This window comes from Brevundimonas sp. BH3, assembly GCF_045345115.1.
Lineage (GTDB): Bacteria > Pseudomonadota > Alphaproteobacteria > Caulobacterales > Caulobacteraceae > Brevundimonas.
In genome coordinates this window covers 1,831,035-1,855,176 of record NZ_CP150796.1, presented here as the reverse complement: position 1 = coordinate 1,855,176, position 24,142 = coordinate 1,831,035, and the positions used below count along the sequence as shown (strand labels likewise).

Annotated in this window: 23 protein-coding genes; 10 read left to right on the top strand and 13 right to left on the bottom strand. The window is 58.7% G+C overall.

The features are described from left to right. Positions 1-31: 31 nt before the first annotated feature. The 4 genes from WEU32_RS09065 to WEU32_RS09050 all read right to left on the bottom strand — a co-directional run bounded on the left by WEU32_RS09065 (position 32) and on the right by WEU32_RS09050 (position 4,130). The gene (locus tag WEU32_RS09065) at positions 32-937 is read right to left on the bottom strand and encodes an alpha/beta hydrolase (RefSeq protein ID WP_406851665.1); all 906 of its coding nucleotides are present in this window, start codon (positions 935-937) and stop codon (positions 32-34) included. 73 nt (positions 938-1,010) lie between these two features. Further along, positions 1,011-1,622, bottom strand: coding sequence for a TIGR02466 family protein (locus tag WEU32_RS09060; protein WP_406851664.1), 612 nt, complete (start codon positions 1,620-1,622; stop codon positions 1,011-1,013). 43 nt (positions 1,623-1,665) lie between these two features. Beyond that, entirely contained in the window at positions 1,666-3,309 is a 1,644-nt protein-coding gene (locus WEU32_RS09055; RefSeq protein ID WP_406851663.1) for an alpha/beta hydrolase, read from the bottom strand. 47 nt (positions 3,310-3,356) lie between these two features. Next, positions 3,357-4,130, bottom strand: coding sequence for a tRNA1(Val) (adenine(37)-N6)-methyltransferase (locus WEU32_RS09050; RefSeq protein WP_406851662.1), 774 nt, complete (start codon positions 4,128-4,130; stop codon positions 3,357-3,359). Positions 4,131-4,272: 142 nt separating this feature from the next. Here WEU32_RS09050 and WEU32_RS09045 point away from each other — a divergent pair, with 142 nt between their 5' ends. Then, positions 4,273-5,247 (top strand): polyprenyl synthetase family protein, encoded by a 975-nt coding sequence (locus WEU32_RS09045; RefSeq protein ID WP_406853426.1) that lies wholly within the window; start codon positions 4,273-4,275, stop codon positions 5,245-5,247. 131 nt (positions 5,248-5,378) lie between these two features. Here WEU32_RS09045 and WEU32_RS09040 read toward each other — a convergent pair whose 3' ends face one another. Then, positions 5,379-6,584: a pyridoxal phosphate-dependent aminotransferase gene (locus tag WEU32_RS09040; protein WP_406851661.1), complete on the bottom strand. Its 1,206-nt coding sequence runs from the start codon at positions 6,582-6,584 to the stop codon at positions 5,379-5,381. A 122-nt stretch (positions 6,585-6,706) separates the two neighbouring features. Between WEU32_RS09040 and WEU32_RS09035 the strand changes: the two genes are divergently transcribed. The 7 genes from WEU32_RS09035 to WEU32_RS09005 all read left to right on the top strand — a co-directional run bounded on the left by WEU32_RS09035 (position 6,707) and on the right by WEU32_RS09005 (position 14,126). Next, positions 6,707-7,399, top strand: coding sequence for a TVP38/TMEM64 family protein (locus WEU32_RS09035; protein ID WP_406851660.1), 693 nt, complete (start codon positions 6,707-6,709; stop codon positions 7,397-7,399). 301 nt (positions 7,400-7,700) lie between these two features. Further along, positions 7,701-8,741 carry a rod shape-determining protein gene (locus WEU32_RS09030; RefSeq protein ID WP_167177199.1) on the top strand — a complete coding sequence of 347 codons (1,041 nt, stop codon included), beginning with the start codon at positions 7,701-7,703 and terminating at the stop codon, positions 8,739-8,741. A gap of 107 nt (positions 8,742-8,848) precedes the next feature. Beyond that, a complete protein-coding gene (gene mreC, locus WEU32_RS09025; RefSeq protein ID WP_406851659.1) occupies positions 8,849-9,982 on the top strand; it encodes a rod shape-determining protein MreC in 1,134 nt (377 codons plus the stop codon). Next, complete coding sequence (locus tag WEU32_RS09020; protein ID WP_406851658.1) at positions 9,979-10,497, top strand: hypothetical protein; 519 nt, start codon at positions 9,979-9,981, stop codon at positions 10,495-10,497. The genes mreC and WEU32_RS09020 overlap by 4 nt, the downstream gene beginning before the upstream one ends. Continuing rightward, positions 10,494-12,488 carry a penicillin-binding protein 2 gene (gene mrdA, locus WEU32_RS09015; protein WP_312136827.1) on the top strand — a complete coding sequence of 665 codons (1,995 nt, stop codon included), beginning with the start codon at positions 10,494-10,496 and terminating at the stop codon, positions 12,486-12,488. Before WEU32_RS09020 ends, mrdA begins: the two co-directional genes overlap by 4 nt. After that, the gene (gene rodA / locus WEU32_RS09010) at positions 12,485-13,642 is read left to right on the top strand and encodes a rod shape-determining protein RodA (protein WP_406851657.1); all 1,158 of its coding nucleotides are present in this window, start codon (positions 12,485-12,487) and stop codon (positions 13,640-13,642) included. Before mrdA ends, rodA begins: the two co-directional genes overlap by 4 nt. Before the next feature lie 22 nt (positions 13,643-13,664). Next, on the top strand, positions 13,665-14,126 hold the full coding sequence (locus tag WEU32_RS09005; RefSeq protein WP_312136831.1) for a DUF6173 family protein: 462 nt from the start codon (positions 13,665-13,667) through the stop codon (positions 14,124-14,126). Positions 14,127-14,168: 42 nt separating this feature from the next. Here the strand turns inward: WEU32_RS09005 and pip are convergent, their stop codons facing one another. Both pip and WEU32_RS08995 read right to left on the bottom strand, forming a co-directional pair. Beyond that, a complete protein-coding gene (pip, locus tag WEU32_RS09000) occupies positions 14,169-15,143 on the bottom strand; it encodes a prolyl aminopeptidase (RefSeq protein WP_406851656.1) in 975 nt (324 codons plus the stop codon). A 31-nt stretch (positions 15,144-15,174) separates the two neighbouring features. Beyond that, on the bottom strand, positions 15,175-15,543 hold the full coding sequence (locus WEU32_RS08995) for a DUF423 domain-containing protein (RefSeq protein ID WP_406851655.1): 369 nt from the start codon (positions 15,541-15,543) through the stop codon (positions 15,175-15,177). A gap of 43 nt (positions 15,544-15,586) precedes the next feature. On the opposite strand from WEU32_RS08995, the gene WEU32_RS08990 reads away from it, so the two are divergent. Further along, the gene (locus tag WEU32_RS08990; protein ID WP_406851654.1) at positions 15,587-16,762 is read left to right on the top strand and encodes an MFS transporter; all 1,176 of its coding nucleotides are present in this window, start codon (positions 15,587-15,589) and stop codon (positions 16,760-16,762) included. On the opposite strand, the gene WEU32_RS08985 is transcribed toward WEU32_RS08990, so the two are convergent. The 3 genes from WEU32_RS08985 to WEU32_RS08975 form a co-directional block, all read right to left on the bottom strand. Continuing rightward, a complete protein-coding gene (locus tag WEU32_RS08985) occupies positions 16,759-17,364 on the bottom strand; it encodes a hypothetical protein (protein WP_406851653.1) in 606 nt (201 codons plus the stop codon). The genes WEU32_RS08990 and WEU32_RS08985 overlap by 4 nt on opposite strands. An 81-nt stretch (positions 17,365-17,445) precedes the next feature. Continuing rightward, positions 17,446-19,902, bottom strand: a complete 2,457-nt coding sequence (locus tag WEU32_RS08980; protein WP_406851652.1) for a tipN — start codon at positions 19,900-19,902, stop codon at positions 17,446-17,448. Positions 19,903-20,073: 171 nt separating this feature from the next. Next, positions 20,074-20,250: a hypothetical protein gene (locus WEU32_RS08975; RefSeq protein WP_406851651.1), complete on the bottom strand. Its 177-nt coding sequence runs from the start codon at positions 20,248-20,250 to the stop codon at positions 20,074-20,076. A gap of 148 nt (positions 20,251-20,398) precedes the next feature. Between WEU32_RS08975 and WEU32_RS08970 the strand changes: the two genes are divergently transcribed. Continuing rightward, entirely contained in the window at positions 20,399-21,874 is a 1,476-nt protein-coding gene (locus WEU32_RS08970) for a phospholipase D-like domain-containing protein (protein ID WP_406851650.1), read from the top strand. Here the strand turns inward: WEU32_RS08970 and WEU32_RS08965 are convergent. From WEU32_RS08965 to WEU32_RS08955, 3 genes are read right to left on the bottom strand one after another with little or no spacing between them, the layout of a single operon-like run. Beyond that, positions 21,871-22,599, bottom strand: coding sequence for an endonuclease/exonuclease/phosphatase family protein (locus WEU32_RS08965; protein WP_312136845.1), 729 nt, complete (start codon positions 22,597-22,599; stop codon positions 21,871-21,873). The genes WEU32_RS08970 and WEU32_RS08965 overlap by 4 nt on opposite strands. A 40-nt stretch (positions 22,600-22,639) precedes the next feature. Next, complete coding sequence (locus WEU32_RS08960) at positions 22,640-23,323, bottom strand: TPM domain-containing protein (RefSeq protein ID WP_312812771.1); 684 nt, start codon at positions 23,321-23,323, stop codon at positions 22,640-22,642. Further along, positions 23,323-24,135, bottom strand: a complete 813-nt coding sequence (locus WEU32_RS08955) for a TPM domain-containing protein (protein ID WP_406851649.1) — start codon at positions 24,133-24,135, stop codon at positions 23,323-23,325. The genes WEU32_RS08960 and WEU32_RS08955 overlap by 1 nt, the downstream gene beginning before the upstream one ends. Positions 24,136-24,142: the final 7 nt, after the last annotated feature.

Sequence of the window (24,142 nt, the reverse complement as noted above, 5' to 3'; positions counted from 1 at the left end):
TAGGTCGTAGGGTTGTGTGATGTCTCCAAACCTATTTGGCGGGTAAAACCGCCAGCAGGGCGCGTGTAAAGCCGACAGGGGCGACCGTCAGGTGATCTTCGTTGTCCAGCACTGTCGATTGAACTCTCAGGTTCGGATAGGCGCGCGATTTCAGAACCTGTTCCATGACCTGCATGTCCCGAACCATGTCTCCGTCCTTCATGTGACGGGGCGTCGGGCCGGGGGCTTCGAAACCACCCACATACATAAAGACCTCGGCGGGCAGGTCGGTATGGTTGCGGGCATAGGCCGCTTCCATCGTCATGATGTGGCGTTTGTCGTACCAGAAGGACGGACTGCCCAGCACATAGCGGCTGAACATGGCCGGATCGGTAAACATGATCTGTGCGCCAAGCAAAGCGCCATAGGAGTGGCCCAGCAGGATGCGCTGTGACGGATCGGTGCGGAACTTGGCGTCCACATAGGGCAGAGCCTGTTCCTTCAGATAGGTCTGATAGGCCGCGCCGCCACCATGGATATCATTGCTGGAGTTGCTGGGACCGTTTGGTGTGGGGGTGTAGTCGCGTCGGCGGCTGGTCGCGCCGTGGTCGCCCTTGGCATAGGACAGGCCGATCAGGATGAATTCCTCGACGACCGGTCCTTCCAGATTTACCCGCCTTGCAATCTGGCGGATGATGGGAAAGGCATAGTCCGCATCGGTCACATATAGCACCGGATAGCGACGGTTCGGCTGGCTGTCATAGCTGGCGGGCAGGCTGACAAAGATGTCGTATTCACGGTTTGAAACTGGATCGGGCACGGACCAGACCTGCGTGCCTGTCAGCACATAGGGCGCGCCGTCAGAGGAGCTGCTGCTGGCGGTTTGGGCATCGGCGGCCCGATTGCAACCGGCTGCCGATATCGCAAGCGTCATCAGCGCTATGACCTGAAATTTCATGAACTCCCCCATCCAAATTTTCCCGTAATGCAGGTTTGCGGAGGAATGGGGCGCACGAATGGCGAAGCTGTAATTAGCTGTAGTTGAAGCTGATCGAGATGCGCTGTTCACTGGCGCGGTTGGCGGGTACTTCGTGGCGCAGCCAGCTTTCCCACATCAGGATCGTTCCTGCCTGTGGTTTCAGATAGACGAACGGGCGCTCGGCCTCGGTGGCATTATCGGTCACGCCGGGGCGGTTCATCATCATCACCAGACGCGGGTCTTCCATCTTGAGGGATGATGCGCCGTCGGGGATGTGGATGTAGATGGTGCCTGAAATGATCGAATGCGGGTGGATATGGCCTGTGTGGCCACCGCCGGGCATCAGGATATTCACCCACAGATTGTCCAGCTTGGGTTTGCGGGCCAGATCGAAGTTCAGCGCCTTGGCATAGATATTTGCATGCTTGTCGAGGATGCGCTTCAGCTCGGAAAACTCTGGGAAGCGGACAGGCAGATCATTGATCGAGCCATACGATGTATAGCCCGGATAATGGTTGTCCGCGCACCACTTGATGCCCGCCTCGTCTTCCTCGCCCATGACCAGACACAGATCCAGAATCTCCTCGTGGAGCTCGGCCCAGCCTTTGTCGGCGGCCACGGAGGTTTCGTAGATCTGGGTCGGGAAGAGGGTGCGTAGAGACATGGGCGTTTCCATACGCTTGGGGATCGGCGCGGGCTAGGGGCGTTTAAAGGTCCTGTGCTTTCATAGCTTCGCGAAGACGCTGGCGTTCTTCAGGCGGACGCTCGGTTTTCAAGATGGCGTTCCAGCCTTCCATATAGTCGCCGCCGTCATAGACATGGCCGTGACCACGCGGTGTGGAGGTGGCGGTGAGCAGATCAAAGCCGACCTGCAGGAAGGTCACAACAGGGAACCAGCGCAGCTTGGGGCTGACATCGGGACCGTGGGGTTGGTCCAGCCATTGCGGACGCTGCCAGATCAGCGACGGGGAAAAGAACACGATCCCGTCGGATGCATATTGCAGATAAAGGATACGGGTATCGGCCCATGCCGTGCCGTGGTCTGGAACGCCCTTCTGGTTCATAAAGCGTACGACCTTGCCGTCACGGAATGTGGGGAGCCATGCGGGAGATCCTGCATCGCGGTCATGGGTGATCTGGTTCCATGAGCGGCTGGTAAAGGGCGGTCCGGCCATGAACACGCCATTGGGCGGGGCATCGACGATGTCGTAATAATCATAGGACAGGTCGGTATTCATGGCACCGAGGCTGAGCCCGAACAGATAAAGTTGCGGGCGGCTGTCGGCGGGGAGAGCTTCCCAATAGTCGTGGAGGGCCAGAAACACGGCCCGTGCGCTTTCCGATCCATATTCCGGCACGGCCAGCAGCGACAGCCAGCTCGGCAGATAGGAATATTGCACCCCGATGGTGGCGACATCGCCGTCCAGCAGGGTTTCCAGCGGGAAATGCGCCGACGGGTCCATCCAGCCTGTGCCGGTCGGGGTGGCCAGAACCAGCACCTTGCGCTCGAACGCGCCAATGCGGATGGCTTCATTGAGAGCAAGCTGTGCGCGGGTGTCGGCATCCTCGGCCGAGCCCATGCCGACATAGACACGCAGCGGCTCTAGGGCAGGGCGGTTGGTGATGGCGCTGATCTGTTCTGCGTCGGGCGTGGCCAGAATGAATTTGCGTCCCTCGGCCCCGAGTGTGTTCCAGTCCAGAAGCGATGCCGAACTGCCGGTCTTCAAGGGATCGGCAGGGGCGATGGTGTCATCGGATATGGTCGCATCCACACGGGCATAGGTTTTGTCGAACAGCTTGAAGCTCTGTCCGAGAATGACCTCGCTGCCGATAAAGTTGAACAGGGCGAGCGCGGCCAGAACACCGGCAAGGATGGCGATTTTCTGGGGCAAATGTCCCGCAAGGCGTGACGATACTGTGCGGGCGGCACGGCGGAACAGGCGTCCGATGGCCAGCAAGATGGCGGCCACCACAAGGGCAACACTGGAAATCGTAAAGGGTCGAACGCTTTCGACGGGTGGCAAGCCCATGGCGCGATGCACGTCGTTCTGCCATCCCGCTGCAAGGATCAGGGCAGCAATGATCAGGATGGCACCGATGGCCAAAGCGCCGAAATAGATGCCTCTGTGAATGTCTGCACGCGGAACGGGCAGTTCCAGCCATTTCCATAGCGAGGCGATCAGGGCGCCGATCCCGTAACCTGCTGCAAAACAGCAGCCTGCCAATACGCCCTGTAACAGACCGCTGCGCGGCACCAGACTGGGGCTGAGCGCCGTAAAGAAACAGATCGCCCCCAGCAGGATGCCCAGCGAGGAAACCACGCCGAACGGTCTTAATATTGTGCGCCACATGGCAGGCTCCTGTTCGTGCGAAGTTAAGGCCTGACGTCTGGAAATGTTCACTCGAAGTACAGATTGGCTTCGCCGCGCAGGATGGCTTCGGCCTGTGCTGTGTGTTTGGGGCCGGTGCGGTTGTGCAGGATCAGCGGCGGCAAGAGGCGCAGTGGAGCCTTGCCGGTCTTGATGGCCTGAACCAGCACGCGCTTGGCCGGTTCGTCGGCAAAGGAATGGATGGGCCGGATGGCAAACGATCCAGCCTTGGGAGCCATCAACCCCAGAATATCGGCCAGACGGTCGGCGCGGTGGATCATCACCATGCGGCCGCCCTCGCGTACCGATTTGTTGAGGAACTGCACCCACGCTTTCAGGCCGTGATCGGCCATCCATGCCCCGCGCTTTTCGGCCATAGGGGCGCGCATCGCACCGGGGTCGTCGAAATAGGGCGGGTTGGAAATGGCCCAGTCATGCAGGGGCAGTTTCAGCGACTTGAAGCCTTCGCCGATATCGCCATTGATAATGGTGGCGCGATCACCCGCGCCATTGGTCATGACATTGTGCTTGGCCAGCTCATAGGCGAAAGGGTCGCGCTCGACGCCTGTCAGCACCAGTGACGGATGACGGGCCGCCAACTGCAGCAGCACGGCCCCCGCGCCGCAACCCGCTTCAATCAGGCTTTCACCGTTACGCGGCTGGACACAGGCGGCCAGAAGGGCGGCGTCCATACCTGCGCGATAACCGCGTGCAGGTTGGCGCAAAGGCACACGTCCACCCAAAACGTGCGTTTCAGTGGAGGCAAGGGTAGTTTCTGGCATTGGTTCGGCTTGACCCGTCATGGTGCCGCTACCATTGTGCGCGCCATCGCTTCGGGGCAAGTCGAGGCGTGTGGATTTTAGGCAATTCCCCCATTTGCCTCTGACTTCGAAAGAGATTTTCGTGGACGCAGCTCTCGCCGTCGCACCGCGCCCTATGGGCGATGTGAATGCTCTAGTCACTCTGGCCAAGCCGGATATGGCCGCTGTTGATGCCTTGATCATCGAGCGTATGCAGTCTGATGTTCCGGTTATTCCGGCATTGGCGGAACACCTGATTTCCGCTGGTGGCAAGCGTTTGCGTCCGCTTTTGACTGTGGCGTCGGCGCGTGCCTGTGGCGGGGAGGGCGATATCGTCGCTGCCCGCAAGCTGGCCGCTTCGGTCGAGTTCATTCACACGGCAACCCTGCTGCACGACGACATCGTGGATTCGTCCGAGATGCGTCGCGGCAAGGTGGCGGCGCACCTGATATGGGGCGCAGCGTCTTCGGTTCTGGTCGGTGATTTCCTGTTTGCGCGAGCGTTCGAGCTGATGGTGGAAACTGATTCCATCAAGGCGCTGGGTGTTTTGGCCACGGCGTCGTCTGTGATTGCCGAGGGCGAAGTGCTGCAACTGACCCGTTCGCACGACGTGAATCTGGACGAAAACACCTATCTGCAGATCATTCGTGCCAAGACGGCAGAGCTGTTCGCAGCGGCCTGTGAGACGGGCGCACTGGGTGCAGGTGTGTCGGCCGAGAAGGTCGCGGCCTTGCGCGAATACGGCATGGCACTGGGCATTGCCTTCCAGTTGTCAGACGATGCTTTGGATTATGATGCGACCTCCGAGGCTTTGGGCAAGAATACCGGTGATGACTTTGCCGAAGGCAAAGTGACGCTACCGTTGTTGCTGGCCATCGAGCGTAGCAAGGGCTCGGAAGATGCATTCTGGGAGCGCACTATCCACCGCGGTGATCGCAAGGATGGCGATTTCGAACACGCCCTGAAAATCATGCGTGAGACCGGTGCGATCACAGGCACTCTGGATCGCGCCTATGAATATGCGGATCAGGCGAAGGCGGCTTTGGCCATCTTGCCAGACAGCGAATGGCGCAAGGCGCTAGAAGCTGTCGCCGACTATGCAGTCAGCCGCGGCGCTTAAAGGCATCAGAGATTTCAAGAGGGCACTGGTGATTTGAAGTCAGTGCCCTTTTTGCTGATCGCTTCCTAAGCGAACAAAGAAAAGGGCGCTGGCGAAAACCGCCAGCGCCCTGATCCTCGTCCGGGTTCGGATTATTTCAGCGAAGCGCAGAACTTCTGGATGCGGGTGCAGGCATCAGCCAGCACGGCATCCGACGTGGCATAGGAGATGCGGAAATAGGGTGACAGACCAAAGGCCGCGCCCTGAACCACAGCCACGCCCTCGGCATTCAGCAGTTCGGTGGTGAAGGTCTCGTCGCTATCGATAACGACGCCCGATGGAGCCGTCTTGCCGATCAGGCCCTTGCAGGACGGATAGACATAGAAGGCACCTTCCGGCGTGGCGCAGGTGATGCCTTCGGCCTCGTTCAGCATCTTCACCACCAGATCACGGCGCTGCTTGAAAGCAGCGGCGCGCGGGGCGAGGAACTCCTGCGTGCCGTTCAGGGCTTCGACAGCCGCCCATTGCGATACCGAGGTCGGGTTCGAGGTCGTCTGGCTGGCGACTTTACGCATCAGGTCGATCAGCGGCTTGGGGCCACCGGCGTAACCGATACGCCAGCCGGTCATGGCATAGGCTTTCGAAACACCGTTGACGGTCAGGGTGCGGTCGTAAAGGTCCGGCGCAACCTGTGCGATGGTAGTGTACTCGAAGCCGTCATAGACGAGGTGCTCATACATATCGTCGGTCAGCACCCAGACGTGTGGGTGCTTGCGAAGGACAGCGGCCAGCGCTTCCAGTTCGGCAGCCGTATAGGCGGCACCGGTAGGGTTCGATGGGCTGTTGAGGATTATCCAACGGGTTTTCGGCGTAATGGCTGCTTCCAGCACTTCGGGGCGAAGCTTGAAGCCGTCAGCTTCCTCGCCCACAACCATGACTGGCTCCCCGCCTGCCAGCAAAACCATGTCGGGATACGACACCCAGTAAGGGGCTGGAACGATCACTTCATCACCCGGATTCAGGGTGGCGAGGAAGGCGTTATAAATGACCGGCTTGCCGCCTGGAGCGACGTGGATCTGGTTGGTTTCGTATTTCAGGCCGTTTTCACGTGCGAACTTGGCCGAGATGGCGGCCTTAAGCTCCGGCATGCCGTCGGCGTCGGTGTATTTGGTTTCACCGCGCGAAATGGCGTCGATAGCAGCTTGCTTAATGTTCTCGGGGGTATCGAAGTCGGGCTCGCCTGCACCAAGGCCGATGACATCGCGGCCCTCGCGTTTAAGCTCGCGCGCACGGGCTGTCACGGCCAGAGTGGCCGAGGGCTTGACGCGGGCGAGGGCGGACGACTGAAGGCTGGACATAGCTATCCCGTCTTAGGAAATGAACAAAAATGCCGATAGGCGTGGCTAGATACGCATACGGGACCTATTGCACAATGTTTGTGCGTATATGGCGGGCGACTTCCTTCGTTTGAGCGAGATTTATGCGACATATCGTCGATTTTTTGATGCAGATGGAAGGCAAGCGCTGGCGCGTATTGCTGGCGGGCGTCCTTGTTTTAGGGGCTGTTAGTCTCGTATTCGCGTTGGGCAAGCAGCAGTTTGCCCATAGCGAAGAAGAACTCGCTTTATGGTTGTCCGGCTATCGGGCGGGGCCATGGGGATTGGTTGCGGCGATTGTATTATTCACAGCTGCCGCCTTTGTCGGTGCGCCCCAGTTCATACTGATCGGACTGTGTGTTCTGGCCTTCGGGCCGTGGCACGGTTTTGCCTATAGCTGGATCGCGACTGTGGTGTCGGCGGCGGTCACATATTGGCTGGGCCGCGGACCGGCGGCCTTGTGGCTGGAGCGTATCGGCGGGGAGGGGTTCGAGCGCATGAAGGCCTTTGTCGGCCGCAATGCTTTTGCTGCCAGCTTCATCATCCGCAATGTGCCGTCAGCCCCCTTTATCGTGGTGAACTCGGCCTTTGGTGCGGTTCGGGCAGGGTTCTGGGGCTATCTGACGGGATGCGCGCTGGGGGTGCTACCCAAAACGGCTATGGTCGCCTTCTTTGGCGGGGGCTTTATGACGGCCGTGAAGGGCGATGGCGTATGGACATCGGTTATCCTGTCGGTGATCGGCCTGACGGCCTTGGCGGTGATGCTGTGGGTGCGAGAAATCATCCGTCGCCGGTAAATAGCTGAAGCAAGCTTTGCGCTAGTCGAAACGGCGATGAAGTTCCTTAAAGGGATATCAATTCGCCTCATTGATGACGTAACTCTCATGCCCCTTTGACAAGGTGGTGATGGCAGTTGCTTAGGCGCTTGCAATCGTCGCTTCATAAGGGCAAACCGGACATTCGGTCGGCTGGCATACGATCATATATACCCGAAGCGTCATTAAAGGGCGGATCGGGGACAGGGGTGTAGCCAGCGCGGACTCAATTTCTTTCTAGCGCCCATTCTGGCCCGAAACACACAAGCGGTAACCGACGCCCATGTTTTCACCCCTCTTCGGCATGATTTCCAACGACATCGCGATGGATCTGGGTACAGCAAACACCCTCATCTATATGCGCGGCAAGGGGATCGTCCTGAACGAACCGTCCGTTGTTGCCCTGCGTAATGTCGGTGGTCGCAAGATCGTCCATGCGGTTGGCCTCGAAGCCAAGCAGATGCTGGGCCGTACCCCCGGCCACATGGAAGCCATTCGCCCGATGCGCGATGGCGTGATCGCCGACTTCGAAGTCGCCGAGGAAATGATCAAGCACTTCATCCGCAAGGTTCACAACCGCAAGGGCTTTGTGAACCCCAAGATGATTGTTTGCGTTCCGTCGGGTGCAACCGCTGTTGAACGCCGCGCGATCAACGATTCCTGCCTGAATGCTTCGGCACGTCGCGTCGGTCTGATCGATGAGCCGATGGCCGCGGCTATCGGTGCGGGGCTGCCGATCCATGAGCCGACTGGCTCGATGGTTGTCGATATCGGTGGTGGTACGACCGAGGTGGCCGTTCTGTCGCTGTCGGGTATCGTCTATTCGCGCTCGGTTCGTGTCGGTGGCGACATGATGGACGACGCGCTGATCAGCTATATGCGTCGTAACCACAACCTGTTGATCGGTGAAACGACCGCAGAACGCATCAAGAAGGACATCGGCACTGCCCGTACGCCTGCCGATGGCGAAGGCCTGCAAATCGAGGTCAAGGGCCGCGACCTGATGCAGGGCGTGCCGCGCGAAGTGAAGATGAGCGAACGTCAGGCTGCCGAAGCCTTGGCCGAACCCGTCTCGCAAATCGTCGAGGCCGTGAAGGTCGCTCTGGAAGCCACCCCGCCGGAACTGGCTGCGGATATTGCCGATAAGGGCATCATGCTGACCGGCGGCGGCGCACTGCTGCGCGGTCTGGATGCCGAAATCCGCGACCACACCGGTCTTCCGGTTCAGGTTGCCGATGATCCGCTGTCCTGCGTGGCCATTGGCTGCGGCAAGGTGCTGGAGCATCCGTCGTGGATGAAGGGCATTCTGGATTCCACGCTCTAAGCCTGGATTATCCGCTGGTTTAAGGGCCGATTTCGTGAGAATCGGCCTTTACTCATTCTCCCTAAGTCGGTTCCGGCCGATTTGAACCCCTAGCAGGAAGGCTGGCCGTGGCGTTTCGCGACGGACCGTTCGATAATGTGAAGCTACCGCTGGCGTGGATCGCTGCGGTGGTTGTTGTCGTTGGTATTGTGGCCAGCATCTTTATGCTGGCAGGCAGCAATCAAAAAGACGCGACGCGCGTCTCCTATATGCGCGCCGGTGTGGAAAATGCCGCGGCTCCGGTCGGCGAAGTCTTGTCGGCTCCGGTTCGCTGGACAGGCAATGCCTTTGAATATGTTCAAGGCTATTTCTTCGCTGTTTCTGAAAACCGTCGTCTACGCGAGCAAATCGCCGAGCTTCAGGATTGGCGCGACGAGGCTATCGCTCTGAAAAATATCAATGGACGTTACGAGAAAATGCTCGGCGTCCATACTGATCCGCCAATACCTATGGTGACGGGCAGGGCGGTGACAGATGCGCGTGGTCCGTTTGCTCGGGCACGTCTGGTCAATCTGGGCGCTGATGACGGGGTCCGTCCGGGTAATCCGGTTCTGAGCGAGCATGGTGTAGTGGGGCGCATCAGCGGGGCCAGCGGTGGTGTCAGCCGTATGGTGCTGCTTACGGACGTGTCGTCGCGCATTCCTGTCATGGTTGAACGCACGAATGCTCGGGCTATTCTGACGGGGGATGCCAGCCGCAACCCGCGTCTGGACTATATTCGCGGTGTGAACATGGTTCAGGCTGGAGATCGCGTCATTACCTCGGGTGATGGTGGCGGCTTCCCGCGCGGCCTGCCGGTGGGCACTGTCGCCAAGAGTGTTGACGGCTCATGGCGGGTCAAGCTGTTCAGTGAACGCGCGGCTATCGACTATGTACGGGTTTTATTGTTCCAGGACTTCAACCAACTGGTTGATCCGGCAGCGCTGACACCTGCGACCCTGTCTTCGCTAAACACAGCCCCGGCTCCGACACCGCAACAGGCCGCTGCGATTGTTGATGCGACTACACGTCGTGCTGCGGCGAACGAAGCGGCTGCCGAACGTGCCCGCCAAGCCGAAGCTCAGGCCATTGCCCGTGAACAGGCCGAAGCCAGAGCCAGAGAGCAAGCGGCTGTTTTGGCCAGACAACAGGCCGCAACTGCCGCAGCGCAAAATCCGGCGACATCCCCCCAGACGCCTGTAAACGGGAATACAGGGGGATGAGGCGGCCCATTTCGGTTCGAGTTGTCGGTCCCCTGCAGTGGATCGTCTATCCGGCCCTGTTGACGGTTCTGGCGACCGTAGTCTTGGCCACACCGCTGAGACTGTTCGGCATTTCCTTGCCGGAACCCGTATTTGCTCTGGTGCTGGTCTATGCGTGGCCGATGATACGCCCTGCCGCTATCGGACCTGTAGCGCTGATTATTCTGGGCTTGTTTCTGGATATCTTCTGGGGTGGGCCGATCGGTCTGTGGCCACTGTCATTCCTGATTGCCTATGGCGGTATGCTGGTCAGCCGGACATTTATGTCCGGACATGCAACGGTCATTAATTTCGTCCTTTATGTGTGCTGTGTCGTCACGGTTTTTTTTGTGGCCTATGTGGTGACGGCCTTGCGTATCAATAATGCGCCCAGTGTGTTGGCGCTTGCCGGACAGATGATTCCGACCCTGTTACTGTTCCCCCTTGCGGACTGGTTTGTTCAGAAATTCGACGACAATGATGTGAGGTTCCTGTGAGCAGCGAACCGCAACTGTTCTTTACCGACGTCAACGAACGGCAGGCCTTGTTCCTGCGCCGTACCGTTATCTTCGGGGGCGCAACCCTTGCTGGCGTGGGTCTGCTGGTCGGCCGACTGGCGCAGCTGCAACTGTTCCAGACGCAGCAATACGCCACGCTTTCGACCCGTAACCAGTTCAATTTCCGTCTGGTGCCGCCGCCTCGTGGTCTGATCAAAGACCGTCACGGGGTGACGATTGCGGGCAACCGGCCCAGTTTCCGTGTGCTGGTTGTGCGCGACGAAACCAAGGATCTGGACCAGACGCTGGACCTTTTGGGGCGTCTGTTGCCCGATACGCTGGAGCGTCGTCGGACAATTATCCGCGAAGTTAACGCGGCCCCCCGCTTCTCGCCGGTTCCGATCAAAAGCGATCTGACCTGGGAAGAGTTTTCCAAGGTCAACCTGCATGCGGCGGACCTGCCGGGTGTCATGGCCGATATGAACGAGGCCCGCTATTATCCCCACGCAGGGGCTTATGCCCATGTCGTTGGCTATGTGGCCAAGGTGTCGGACAATGACGTCAAGGCGATCCGCGAGCGTGGCGAAGAAGTTCCGTCGATCTTGTATAATCCTGGCTATCGCATTGGCCGGGTAGGGCTCGAGAAAGCGCTGGATGAACATCTGCGCGGCGAGGCGGGTGGCAATCGTGTCGAGGTCGATGTTCGCGGTCGCGTTGTGGCCGAGGACACGGCTGGATCACGACCCGCTGTTCAGGGCGACGAGGTCGTTCTGACGCTGGACAATGATGTTCAGCAACGTGCGCTGGAAGTTTTTGGCGAAGAGGCAGGCAGCATCGTCGTGATGGATGTTCGCAACGGCGACATTCTGGCCATGGTGTCTTCGCCGTCGTTCGATCCCAATCTTTTTGTGTCGGGCATTCCGTCGCGTATCTATCGCGCACTGGCTGATTATGAGCGCCGTCCTCTGACCGATAAGGCATTGAGCGGCACATTTGCACCCGGTTCCACCTTCAAGCCCGTGGTCGGACTGGCCGCTATGAAGCGGGGGTTAGATCCTAGCCGCCGCATTGTTTGTAACGGCAGTTTTTATCTGGGACGCCGATTTGCTTGCCTTGGACGCCATGGAGCTGTGGACCTGCGTGGTGCTATCAAGGCTTCCTGCAATGTCTATTTCATGACGCTTGCGACCGAGATGGGGCCTGATGCGATCGCGGAGACAGCGCGTGATCTGGGCTTTGGTCAAACCTTTGACATAGGAATTGGTGGGCAAAGGGCCGGATTGGTACCTGATCGCGAGTGGAGACGTAAAAATCCTGTGCGCGGTGATGGCAAATGGTATCCGGGCGAAAACCCCAGCTATGGCATTGGTCAGGGCGCTTTGACAGTCAACGCTTTGCAACTGGCGGTCTATACGGCACGCGTCGCCAATGGTCGCAAAGCGGTGATGCCTCGCCTCATCAAGTCGATTGGCGGGGTGGAACAGGGCAGTAGTGCATTTGAAGATCTGCCATACGAACCTGAAATGTTGCAGGTTCTGCGTGATGGCATGGAGGCCGTGACCGCAGCAGGCGGTACAGGTTTCCGTAACAGCCAACTGGGGCTGGGCACTGTCAAGATGGCCGGTAAAACCGGTACGGCGCAGGCACGAAACTATGGTGCCGGATCGCGCAAGGGCGCGGGACGTCCGTGGTCCCAGAAAGACCATAACCTGTTTGTGGCCTATGCGCCGACCGATAACCCGCGCTATGCCGTGTCGGTTATCGTCCAGCACGGTGGTCTGGGCGGCGGCACGGCCGGCGCCCCGCGGGCACGTGAAGTGATGAAGGTGGCTTTGCTGAAAGACCCCGAAATGCGTGCCCGCATCGAGCAAGCCGGTTTTGAAGCGCCTGAAGATGCGGGTGCCCGTGAGGCCGAGGCCCGTGGCGAGCCGGTCGATGGTGCCGTGGTTGATGCTGCTGTGCCGCCACCGCTTGTGGAGCCGAGACAATGACGTCATCTGCCCTGACCCGTCCGGGTGAACGCGAACGTTTGTCGGTCAAGCTGGGCCAGTTAGACTGGCGTGTGATTGGCCTGCTGACGTTTCTGGCAGGTGTCGGCACCTTGATGCTTTACTCCCTTGGCAAACTGTCGTGGGAGCCTTGGGCCGCCAAACATTTGATCCGCTACGGTTTGTTGCTGGTTGCACTTATCGGCATGGCTATGATCCACCCCAAATGGTGGTTCAGATCGGCCTATCCCCTCTATGGGGTCCTGCTGGTGATGGTGGCGCTCGTGGACTTTACACCGCTGGGCTATACGGCGGGTGGTGCCAAGAACTGGTTGAATCTGGGTGTAATCCGTATCCAGCCGGCCGAGTTCATGAAGATCGGCCTCGTTCTGGCATTGGCGCGTTGGTACCATGGCCATTCGGCGCAAGAGGCCCGCTGGTCATGGAAGCTATTGATACCGGCAGGTATGATCGGGGTACCGTTCCTGTTGGTCGCGGCTCAGCCTGACCTTGGGTCGGCTATGATTATCGGTCTGACGGGCGCAGTCATCATGGTTGTGGCGGGGCTGAGCTGGCGGGTCATCGGGGCATGTGTTGCGGCTGCCGTGGCCTTTATTCCCCCCTTCGTATTGTTCGTCATGCACGACTATCAGCGCAATCGGGTGCTGAACTTTCTCAATCCGGAAATGGACCCGTCGGGCACGGGCTATAACATTATCCAGTCCAAGATTGCCGTAGGCTCGGGTGGATTGCTGGGCAAAGGCTTTGGCCTTGGTAGCCAGAGCCAGCTGGAGTTTCTGCCGGAACGCCATACAGATTTTATCTTTTCGACTGTGGGCGAAGAGTTCGGCTTTATCGGATCGTTCACGGTCCTGGTCTGCTATGCTTTCCTGATCCTGATTGCCTTGCGTATTGCGGCCCTGTCGCATAGCCATTTCGGGCGTATCGCCGCAGCAGGTATGACGGCCTTTTTTGCCCTGTTCGTGCTGATTAATGGTGCCATGGTGATGGGCTTGGCACCGGTCGTCGGTGTGCCGATGCCGCTGCTATCCTATGGCGGATCGTCAATGATGACGGTGATGATCGGTTTTGGCCTGATTATGTCGGTTCACGTTCACCGTTATGCCGAACTGTCCAAAGGTCATGGCCTGATCTGATCGACCGGTCTAGGGTAGGGGCATGAGTGAAGCGCCTATACCCAAGGCCGATCCGGCCATGTTCTCCAATCCCGGCGATGTGCCGTGCCCTCAGCCTGTCACATCCAATCCGGCCAATGCCAAAGCCGTTCAGGATATGAATGTGCGGATGCGCGATAATCCTGCGGAATGGGCTTTTGTGCGCCTGTCCAAAATGATTCAGGAATTCGAGAGCAATCTCGACAAGGACGAAGAAATTGGTGTCCGCGTCGTCGGTTTACCCGGTGACGGTACCATGCAGATTCTGGATGTCGGATTTTGGGGGCCGGACCTGATCATGTTTTTTGGCCGTAATCCAGATGGTAAACCGGTGCGCTTGGTCCAGCATTATACGCAGATCAATGTGGTCCTGAGCGCGATGAAGAAACCCGAAGACCAGCCCGAGCCAAACCGTATCGGTTTCCGTCTGGACGAGATGGTGCGAAACACCAATCCGGCCGAATAGAGAACAAGCCCTGCGTTAATCCGCAGGGCTTGTTTTTTAGACCTATTGTCGAGCGGCCCAGTCGGTCGCGCGGATCAAACTGTCAATAATACCCGGCTCGCTAGAGGCATGACCGGCATCGCCGATGAACTCCAGTTTCGCCTCGGGGAAGGCGAGGTGCAGGGCCCATGCCCCGGACGCGGGTGTCACCACATCGAACCGGCCTTGGGCGATCCAGGTCGGGATGTGGCGGATGGTGTCGATGTTTTCGAGCAGCCAGTTTTCGCTGTCGAAGAAGCCACCATTGGTAAAGTACCAGTTCTCGATACGGGCAAAGGCGACAGCGAATTCAGGGTCGGCGAACTTATCGGGCGTGGCGGTCGGACCTGCGGCACTGACAGTATTGCCCTCCCAAGTAGACCAAGCCACGGCGCAACGGTTGCGCTCTTCGACATTGTCACCCGTCAGACGTTTGTAATAGGCGGCCATCAGGTTATCGCGCTCGGTTTCGGGGATGGGGGCGACAAAGCCTTCCCACAAATCCGGCCAGATCATCGATGCTCCGTCCTGATAGAACCAGTGCAGTTCCTTTTTCGTCAGAAGGAAGATGCCGCGCAGCACCAGCGCGCGGGTGCGATCGGGATGTTTGATGGCATAGGCCAGAGACAGGGTCGAACCCCACGAACCGCCAAATACCACCCACTTGTCGATGCCCAGCATTTCGCGGATGGCTTCTATATCGGCGATCAGATCCCACGTCGTATTGTCTTCGAGGCTGGCATTCGGACGGGACAGGCCGCATCCGCGCTGGTCAAACATGACGATGCGATAGACGGCCGGATCGAAGTAACGACGCATCCCGGGATTGACCGCGCCGCCCGGTCCACCGTGCAACACGACGACCGGAACGCCTTCAGGATTACCGCTCTCTTCCCAATAAATTTCGTGAATACTGTCGGTCTTTAGCCAGCCATGACGAGTTGTCTCGATTTCGGGGTACAGGTCACGTCGCGGGGTGGTGATCGCAGGAAAGGCCATAGGATTGAGCTTTCGGTCTTGGGGTAAAATTTCAGGCAACAGGCGAGGAGCGCACAGCCCGCCACGCCAGAACCAACCAGCCGATAACCATCAGGGTTCCACCAACGGGCGTGACGGCACCCATGTAACGCATACCGGCCATGGCAATCAGCAAAAGGGTTGTGCAGAAGATCAGCCCCCCTGTCGCCGCGAGCCATCCAGCCACTCGACCGGCGCGGCCTGCTGAGGGCCAGATGGACAAAACAGCCGCCATCAGAGCATGGACCATTTGATACTGCCCGCCTGTGGTCAGAAGCGCCTTGGCTTCGGGCGGAACGCCGTGAGCACCAAATGCACCGACGGCGACGGACATGGCCCCGTTCAGGGCGGCAAACAAAAGCAGGTTGCGGCTGAAGGTCATGTCTATTGTCTAGACTACATATTGCGCCGAGTCTGCTATCGGCATGTGGATGAGTTCGGCTCCGCGCACAGCACTGCAATACATCCTCCTGTTCGGCACCAGTGGCGTCACACTGCCCTTTGCCGGACTGTGGTTCAGGTCACAGGGCATGAGCGGGGCCGAGATCGGTGCCTTGCTCGCTTTGCCCATGTTCGGGCGGATTGTGTCTGGGCCGTTGCTGGCCGTATGGGCTGACGGTTTCCGGTTGCGGCGCACAGCGATTGCCCTTCTGGGTCTGGCCATGGTGGTGGGCTATGGCGCGGCCGGACTGGTCGATAATTTCTATGTGCGGGCTTTGTGCTGGTTTGTCGGCGCGACGGCGGCCGCAGCCCTGATCCCGCTTAGCGATGTGCTGACCTTGCGTCTGTCGCGACGTGAAAACTATCCGTTCAGCCTACCGCGCGGCTGCGGATCATTGGCCTTTGTGGTGGCCAATATCGGCATGGGCGCACTGCTGACCATGATGCCTGCCGATATCATTATTGTATGGATCGTCAGTTCCAGTGCGCTGATTGCATTGACCGCATGGCTTTGCCTCCCGGCTGAGCCGGTGCAATTGGACGGAGTGCAGATATCGAAACTCGCCCGCTTTCAGGGGTTGGGGCGACTGGCGAAGAACCGTACCTTTGTCTGCGCCATCCTGGGGATCGGAGCGGTGCAGGCAGCGCACGGCTTCTATTACGGCTTTTCAGCCATTGCCTGGAAGGCACAGGGCATTTCCGAAAGCATGACAGGGCTTTTGTGGGCCTTTGCCGTTGCGGTCGAGATCGGCTTCATGTGGGTGGTCGAGCCGTGGCGCAAGCGTAAGGGTTTTGGCGCGTTTCCACTGCTGATGGTGGGGGTTACAGCGGCAGTGATACGATGGCTGTTTATGGCGCTGGAGCCTTCATTCTGGTGGCTGTGGCCGCTACAGGCGATGCACGCCCTGACCTTTGCCGCCACCTATCTGGCGGGCGTGGAGATTGTCGAGGCGCTGTCACCGCCGCAAGACCATACGGCCGCGCAGACTCTTTCATCTGTGGTCGCCGCAGGGTTCCTGATTGGTTTGGCCACTGCCGTATCGGGACAGCTTTATGATGCCTATGGTGCGCAGGGCTATATGGCCATGGCTGTTCTGGCCGTTCTGGGGGGCGTGTTTGCCGTGTCGGTCAGACGCCCAATAATAAGCTCCTTAGGTTAATAACGCGGGGCATTGGACAGGTGCTGCGTCATGACGATGATCGCGCTTTTGACTGTATGGGCAATAGCCGTTTCGGGCATGGAGTGCGGGAAACGGATAAGGGCTACTGCCGGTGTTTCCAACCGCTCGTCCAGTCGCGACAATATTTCATAGAGCAGGCGACTGCCATCATCGGCTTCGTTTTCCGATGAGGCGATGATCGAAACGCGGGCCTTGGTGGCGGCTTCGATGATCTGGCCAGCAGGGGCCGTCGAGCGCACAACACCGGGACCGTCATGAGACAGGCGTTGGCCATTTTCTTGCGGAATCTCGGCGCGCAATTGAACGCGGGCGGGGCCTTCATGGCGTGTGCGACCGATCAAAAGCAGGGCGCGCGCTCCCTGCTGGTCCAGTTGATCTGCGAGATACTGGGCCTGAGCGCTAATATCCGTGGAGGGTTCGACCAGTTCGGTTCGTATGCCTTCTGGTTGCCACGGCACGCCGGACAGGTCTTCGACCATATCCCAGACAGGATCGGTTGCAGACCAGTTGCATACCAGCAAAAGGGGGCGGCGATCCTGATCTTGCGACCGTTCGTCAGAGATATGCGTCGATATAGCCATTCTAGAAGCTGCTCCTGCCCGAGGCCGCCGGAAGGTTGTGTACAGAGGGGCTAGTGGTCAAGCCCTGAATAGGTTGTCGCCTCAGCGTGTTTCGTTGAGAGCGGCATCATAAATCATAAAGGCGCGACCTTCGTCACTGGCCAGCCGATTATTGACGCTGTTCTGGTCATCTCCAAGATCGGCCAGAAGGCGCGCATAGGCATCAACGAAGCGGTTAATGTCGTTATGTAGTTCTTGATCGGCGGTCACGCGGCGGTTGACGCTGCGGACAGCGGCCGGTGCTACACGGCGGACAATCTGGCGGGCACGAACCACATCGTCACGCGACAGGGCAAAGGCCACATCGTCGATACGCGCACGTGGCAGAAGTGCGTTGGGATCAACGCCCATGCGGCGGATCGAGGATACAGCCAGCTCGCTCAGCACATGCAAGGGCACAGCCGGTTCCTGTGGCTGGCGCGGGGCCGGTTGCCAATGGAGTGGCGGTTCGGGCGCATTCTCGACTGGAGGTGCAACCGGCTCGTGGAGTGAGGCCGGACGTAGCGGAATGCGCATCGGGTCATCATTGACGACAGAGCCGGAAGGTTCCGACGGCAAGGGCGAGGCTTCGACCTTGGGGGTACCGATCAGACGGACGGCCTCGTTGACCATCTCGTAGTTCTTACGGACGCGATCTTGGAAACCCATATCCAGGGCCTCGGCTTCGGCGGCGGCGCGGCGCGAGGCATCGTTCAGGCTGGCCAGGCTTTGCTCGGCACTTTGGCGAACGGCGGCCATGCGTTGGGCCGTTTCTTGCGGGAGGCGCGCGGCACGGTCATCCAGATCGCGCACCGAGTTTTCGATCTGCGACAGGGCATCGGTCATGCGGCGCGTCAGGGATTCCAGACGGTTCATAGCCTCGATACCGGTCTGGTCTACCATTCTGACGGTTTCGTCGACGATGCGGCGGGCACCGGCAATACGGGATTCAGCGGCATCATCGGCCTGACGCGCAGCATCGAACAGGCTTTCACCCAGACGATCGGCGCGAATCTGGGCCTGTTGCAGGGCCTCTTCGGCCAGTTGGCGCTGTTCAAGGGCGGCGCGGTTCAGCGTATCGACGGCGACACGGGTTTCGTTCATCAGCCGTTCGCGGCTTTCGGCAGCCAGCATTTCAAACTTTTCCAATGACAGCTTGGTGGCGGCGTCAAAGCCGTCGGCCTCACGCTGGGACATTCCGACGAGCGTGCGGAATTGGTCCAGTACAGCTTCGGTCTGGGACTTGATGGCCTCGGCAATCTGGTCGCCGGTCAGGTTCAGATCATTTGCCGCCGTGCGGGTCTGGCTCAACTGGTCGATGAACTGGATGCGCTGGTTCTCGATCTGGGCGGCAAAGCCTTCCTGATCGGTGCGCAGGCTATAGGCTGCATTCACAAGAGCCGCACGCTGCTGGCTGAGGCCGTCCTCGACAGCCTTGATCTGTTCGGTCACGCCACTGCCGGCGGTTTCCAGACGCTGGGTCTGGCGCGACAGGTCATCGGCGGCGAGGCGTGCGGCGTCTTGTGCTTCATTGGCCGCAGCAGCCAAATCGGCGGCGCGGGCGGCGAGGGCGGCTTCGGCTTCGCGCAGTTGGGCCTGTGCGAGATCGGAGGCATCGGCCACCATCTGGGCCTGACGCTGTACCGCTTCGGCAACAGACAGGGCCTTGCTGTCGAGCGTATCGCCAAGGGTAGCCAGTTGCTGGCGCTCGTCGCCGATGGTGCGGGTGATGTTCTGTGTTGCGACCTGTGCCGTGCGTGCGGCATCGGTTAGGCGGGTGGCCTCGTTAAGCAGGCTTTCGCGCAACTTGGTCAGTTCTTGACGGGCGCGTTCGGCGACATTGGCCGCTTCATCAATATCGGTTCGCAGAGCCGAAACAATGTTGGAGGTCTGCTCTGCGCCATAAACTGTTGGCGCGACCATGGCATCAGCCAGTTCACGGGCGCGACGGTTTTCATGGGCCAGCAGACCACCCAAACGCAGGGCGTGGGCCAGCATGAAGAACAGGCCTACAGGCGCAATGGCGATAAGCGAATAGACGGCTAGACGTATAGGTTCCAGATCAACCATGCCCGAGCCGAACTCGTAGGCGAACCAGGAGGCAATGCCCCCCACCCATAATCCAGACGCAAGAATAGCCAGCAAATATATGGATTTGCCTGAAGATTTTGATTTGGACTTAGAGGACCTCGAAACCTTGGTGGGCGATATAGACGGGCTGGTGGCCTGAGGCTTGGTCAGGGCACCATCACTGGTTTCGTCTAGTGGAGACAAGAACTGGTTTTGGCGACCGGCTTCGGCGCTACGTTGTTCGGCTAGCTTTTGTTGTTCGGCCAGACGACGGCGCTGGCGCTCCGACATGGGGTGCGCATAGGGATCATTTTCGACGCTATCAGGCGTAGGCCCTGCCATCGGTGCGGATGCAGCATCACCGACAATATTATTTTCGGCAGCCGTGACAGGCGTGACCTCGGAAGCAGCGGTTTCTGACGAGGTTTCAGGCCGATGTAGTGAGGTCATGGGCGTTCGATTTCGGTGTTTTAGCGCCAGTCGGCACGGTCCAAGTTCGGACCCTAACCTCTGGACACACGGTCGCAAAGTCGTAACCGTCTGAAAGCGGCTCAGAAAAAGTGCAAAAGCTATAAAATAGAGCGGTTAAATCGCCAGAACGCAAAAATACGTCCTGATCCATCAGCAATTGGAGGATGCGGGCGGCGGCGCTTCTTGATCCACGACCTCGGCACAGCTTGGCAAGCGTTTGATTTCCAAGGGCTGGGTGCTGCGATTCATGTCGATACCCAGCTGTGACATAGCCATAGCCGCCAAAAAGGCCACAATGCCTGCAAGGAAATCGATAAGCAGCTTCATGGCATAAGTTTGCCAAAATACCGACGATAAATCAATCGTGGATTGCGACCGAATATCAAGAATGTGGCAGATGGAACCTTGTCATCGGCTCGTCACTGTTTGACAGTCAAACAGGGTATTGTGTTCAGGATAAAGAACGGGAGGGGCCATGCTGCGTCAAAGCGTTTATGACCGCTCTTTGCTGGACGAGGGGCCTGCTGTCTGGCGCAAGTCCACGGCCGACCGCCTGACCCCCCTGATGGAAAACAACACGTATTTCGAGGCGTTGGACGAAGCGATCGAGAAGGCGGAAAAATCGATCCTTATTCTGGGGTGGCAGTTCGATCCGCGAACGCGTCTGGATCCACAAGCACCTATAGATCAGCGTCGCTACGAGATCGGTGATCGCCTGAAAGCCATGGTACGCGACCGCCCCGAACTGTCCGTAAGGTTGCTTATCTGGCGCTCTCCTTTGGTGATTGCGGCCTCTCAGGGATTTTACCCCCACAAGGCGCTTAAACTTTTCAACAAGCGGATTGTCGAGCTGCGACTGGATGGCGTGGGAATACTGGGGGCATGCCATCACCAGAAAGTCGTCATTATTGACGACAAGGTCGCGTTTTGCGGTGGGGGCGATATCTCGGTCGATCGCTGGGACGAGGAGGGACATTACAGCGGTGATCCGCGTCGCTGTATGCCGTCAGGCCTTATCCCGTCACCGCGCCATGAATGGATGTGTGTGCTGGATGGAGAGGCTGCGCGCGATCTGGCGCAGTTGGCCCGTGAACGCTGGAAGCACAGTAGCGGCGAAGACTTGCCATGGGTCGAGACCGATCATGACCCTTGGCCGCAGAATGTCGAAGTGGCTTTCCAAAATGTGCCTGTCGGAATTTCGCGCACAGAACCTCAGCTGAAAGATCGCCCGGAGGTTCGCGAAAACGAAGCCCTGCACCTAGAGGCCATCCGCAGAGCCAAATCTCTGATTTATATGGAGAACCAGTATTTTACCTCGCCTTTGTTGGCGTCTGCCATTGCGGATCGTCTGGCGGAACCCGACGGGCCTGAGGTGATCCTGGTTTCGACAGGGCGCAGTCCATCATGGTTTGATGGATTAACAATGGATACGGCGCGGGCCGAGGTACTCTGGCGATTGGAAAAAGCCGATGCCTATGACCGTTTTTATGCCTTTTATCCGGTTACGACGCGGGGTGATCGTATCATTGTGCATGCGAAGATGACGATCATAGACGACAAGCTGATGCGGATCGGTTCGACCAATCTGAACAACCGTTCGATGGGGCTGGATACCGAATGTGATCTGTCGTTCGAGGCCACAAGCGAAGAAGAGATGACACGCATCCGTCATTACCGTCAGCACTCTTTGGGTCATTTTATCGGTGTGACGGGCAGCCAGTTCGCCGAGGCCGAAAGCGTGATGGGGTCTATTGGTCGCTCGGTCGAGACCTTCGGAGCCAAGCGCATGAAGATGATGGGGTTACGCGAGCCGACAAGGATCGAGAGGATGTTTGCTGAATGGCAGTTGGGTGATCCATTGTCTTCGCGTGATGCGTGGCGACCATGGCGGCGTCGATATCTGACGCGCAGTACGCGGCCATTTTCCGAAGGTGGTAAATCTGCGGGTTAGGCCGTGATTTCGAAATCGATCAACAAGGGTAGGTGGTCAGAGGCCACACGCGCCAGCGGCGACGATCCGGTATAGATGTTTTCGATGCGGATATGCGGACTGACAAAAAAGTGGTCTATCCGGATGGCAGGAAAGCTTGCAGGGAAGGTCTTTACCGAGGGTTTCAGACCCAGAACCTTTTGAGCATCCTTCAGGTGACGGGCCAGAATACCATAGGGGCGGGTAATCGAGGTGGCATTGAAGTCACCCGTTAAAATCGTCGGTCCGTGACATTGCCCCAGCCAATCCTTACCCGCCAGGGCGCGGGCCTGGCGGCGCTGTTCGTTGGGAACCAGTCCGAAATGGGTGTTCATGACGTTTAGAACCTTGCCGTCCACCACGATCTCGGACCAGATCGCTCCACGCGGTTCTAATCCGCGAATGCCTTTAACGGTGGGCAGGCTGTCAGCCTTGACCAAACGGTCGGGCAGGTGGGTAAGAATAGCATCGCCATATTCCTCGCCCTCGATTGTCATGGCTGGATGAAAGCGCGAAGACATGCCTAGAAGGTTGGCAAGTTCCGAGGCCTGATCGACGCCATTGGTGCGTACACGTCTGACATCCAGTTCCTGAAGGCAGACAATGTCGGGGCGTTCAAGGGCAATGACCTCGGCAATGCGGGCCACATCAAGCTTGCGGTCCGTCCCCACACAGCGATGGACGTTATAGGTAAGCAGTCTGGGCATGACCGTTTTAAAACGTCCGCAGGCTAATAAGGATCAATCGTTACAGAACGATCAGGTGATCGGGCACTTCGTTGACATCATCATGGCGAGGCGGAAATTTCTCGGCCAGAGCCTGTCCGCACATGGCGATGGCGTTTTCCATGCCAGTGATCGGGTCACCCTGTTTGATGTGCTTGACCAGTACCGAAACTGTGCTGCCCCAGAACTCGGGTGAGGTCTGGGTATAGATGCCGGTATCGGCAATCACCTCGACCTCGTGATCGGCCATGGCGGCAAAGATCAGAACGCCGGTTCGATCCACCGTGGCATGTAGCCCATGGGCCATGAACTGTTGCAGAGCCACACGACGCACACGCGAACGACGCACACGTTGTGGCACCATCAAAAGTCCAAGGAACGGGATTTTGCTGAGCAGATACACACCGATAAAGGTGATGACCTGAGCCAGCGCATAGGCGGTCAGAGCGCGGTTGACCTCGTCAGACTGGCTGGCCGCATGGGCGACCTGCCAATCATTGCTGAAGCCGAACCAATCACCTGATAAGCCCAGAGGGATCAGGATGGCGGGCAGAACCAGCGATGCTGCTGCTGCCCATGCCAGACGGATATCGCGGTAGGTCGAAACCTGACGCGAGATGACACAGAATATCTCGCCACTGGTTCCAGCCTCGGCCTTGGCAATGGCGGCCGAGATACGTCCGTGATCTTCAGGGGTGAAATGCATTACCAGCCTCCCGAGGCACCGCCGCCGCCGAAGCCGCCGCCGCCCCCACCAAATCCGCCACCGCGTCCACCACCGCTGCCGCTGCTGGAGGCAATGGCGGCAATGATCTGGGCCGTGGTCCACAGAACCGCACCGGCACCGTCTGCGGCACCTTGCATACGGCGTCCATTACCGGCGCTGGCTGCACCAACGACCGAGCCGATAACAAAGATGACGCCAAAAGCGCCGATAATGATGATGAGAATACCGGCACCTGAACCGCTTTCCTCGGCCTGAATGGCCATTTCGGCAGCGCGAGCCTTGGCTTCTTCGGGATCGAGCGTCAGTTGCTGGGTCAGTTGATCTACACCGGCATTGATACCCCTGTAATAGTCGCCCTCTCGAAAGGACGGCAGGATGTAGTTCTGGATCGTCAGGGCCGAGAAGGCATCTGTCAGAATGCCTTCAAGGCCATAGCCCACCTCAATCCGTACCTTGCGGTCATTGGGCGCAACAATCAGCAAGGCACCATTGCTGGCTTCTTTTTGGCCAATGCCCCAGTGACGACCCAACTGATAGCCGTAATCGGCAATGTCGTAATCATTAAGGGTGGGCAGCGTCACAACCACGACCTGATCCGTCGTTTGTTGTTCTAGATTAGCCAATTTCGCCGTCAGTTCGGCTTCCTGCTGAGGGGTCAGGATGTCGGCATTGTCGACGACCCGCCCCGTCAGGGCCGGAAACTGGATGCCGCCTTGAGCAAGGGCGGGAAGCGGCAGTGCCGTTCCCAACCACAAGCCGAGGACAAACAGAAGGGCAATGGCCCTTTTCATTCAGGTT

Excerpts from the sequence above, each read along its gene's own strand:
- WEU32_RS09065 (WP_406851665.1), bottom strand. The coding sequence starts at position 937 with ATGAAATTTCAGGTCATAGCGCTGATGACGCTTGCGATATCGGCAGCC.
- WEU32_RS09060 (WP_406851664.1), bottom strand. The coding sequence starts at position 1,622 with ATGTCTCTACGCACCCTCTTCCCGACCCAGATCTACGAAACCTCCGTG.
- WEU32_RS09055 (WP_406851663.1), bottom strand. The coding sequence starts at position 3,309 with ATGTGGCGCACAATATTAAGACCGTTCGGCGTGGTTTCCTCGCTGGGC.
- WEU32_RS09050 (WP_406851662.1), bottom strand. The coding sequence starts at position 4,130 with ATGACGGGTCAAGCCGAACCAATGCCAGAAACTACCCTTGCCTCCACT.
- WEU32_RS09040 (WP_406851661.1), bottom strand. The coding sequence starts at position 6,584 with ATGTCCAGCCTTCAGTCGTCCGCCCTCGCCCGCGTCAAGCCCTCGGCC.
- WEU32_RS09035 (WP_406851660.1), top strand. The coding sequence starts at position 6,707 with ATGCGACATATCGTCGATTTTTTGATGCAGATGGAAGGCAAGCGCTGG.
- WEU32_RS09030 (WP_167177199.1), top strand. The coding sequence starts at position 7,701 with ATGTTTTCACCCCTCTTCGGCATGATTTCCAACGACATCGCGATGGAT.
- WEU32_RS09020 (WP_406851658.1), top strand. The coding sequence starts at position 9,979 with ATGAGGCGGCCCATTTCGGTTCGAGTTGTCGGTCCCCTGCAGTGGATC.
- rodA (WP_406851657.1), top strand. The coding sequence starts at position 12,485 with ATGACGTCATCTGCCCTGACCCGTCCGGGTGAACGCGAACGTTTGTCG.
- WEU32_RS09005 (WP_312136831.1), top strand. The coding sequence starts at position 13,665 with ATGAGTGAAGCGCCTATACCCAAGGCCGATCCGGCCATGTTCTCCAAT.
- pip (WP_406851656.1), bottom strand. The coding sequence starts at position 15,143 with ATGGCCTTTCCTGCGATCACCACCCCGCGACGTGACCTGTACCCCGAA.
- WEU32_RS08995 (WP_406851655.1), bottom strand. The coding sequence starts at position 15,543 with ATGACCTTCAGCCGCAACCTGCTTTTGTTTGCCGCCCTGAACGGGGCC.
- WEU32_RS08990 (WP_406851654.1), top strand. The coding sequence starts at position 15,587 with ATGTGGATGAGTTCGGCTCCGCGCACAGCACTGCAATACATCCTCCTG.
- WEU32_RS08985 (WP_406851653.1), bottom strand. The coding sequence starts at position 17,364 with ATGGCTATATCGACGCATATCTCTGACGAACGGTCGCAAGATCAGGAT.
- WEU32_RS08980 (WP_406851652.1), bottom strand. The coding sequence starts at position 19,902 with ATGACCTCACTACATCGGCCTGAAACCTCGTCAGAAACCGCTGCTTCC.
- WEU32_RS08975 (WP_406851651.1), bottom strand. The coding sequence starts at position 20,250 with ATGAAGCTGCTTATCGATTTCCTTGCAGGCATTGTGGCCTTTTTGGCG.
- WEU32_RS08970 (WP_406851650.1), top strand. The coding sequence starts at position 20,399 with ATGCTGCGTCAAAGCGTTTATGACCGCTCTTTGCTGGACGAGGGGCCT.
- WEU32_RS08965 (WP_312136845.1), bottom strand. The coding sequence starts at position 22,599 with ATGCCCAGACTGCTTACCTATAACGTCCATCGCTGTGTGGGGACGGAC.
- WEU32_RS08960 (WP_312812771.1), bottom strand. The coding sequence starts at position 23,323 with ATGCATTTCACCCCTGAAGATCACGGACGTATCTCGGCCGCCATTGCC.
- WEU32_RS08955 (WP_406851649.1), bottom strand. The coding sequence starts at position 24,135 with ATGAAAAGGGCCATTGCCCTTCTGTTTGTCCTCGGCTTGTGGTTGGGA.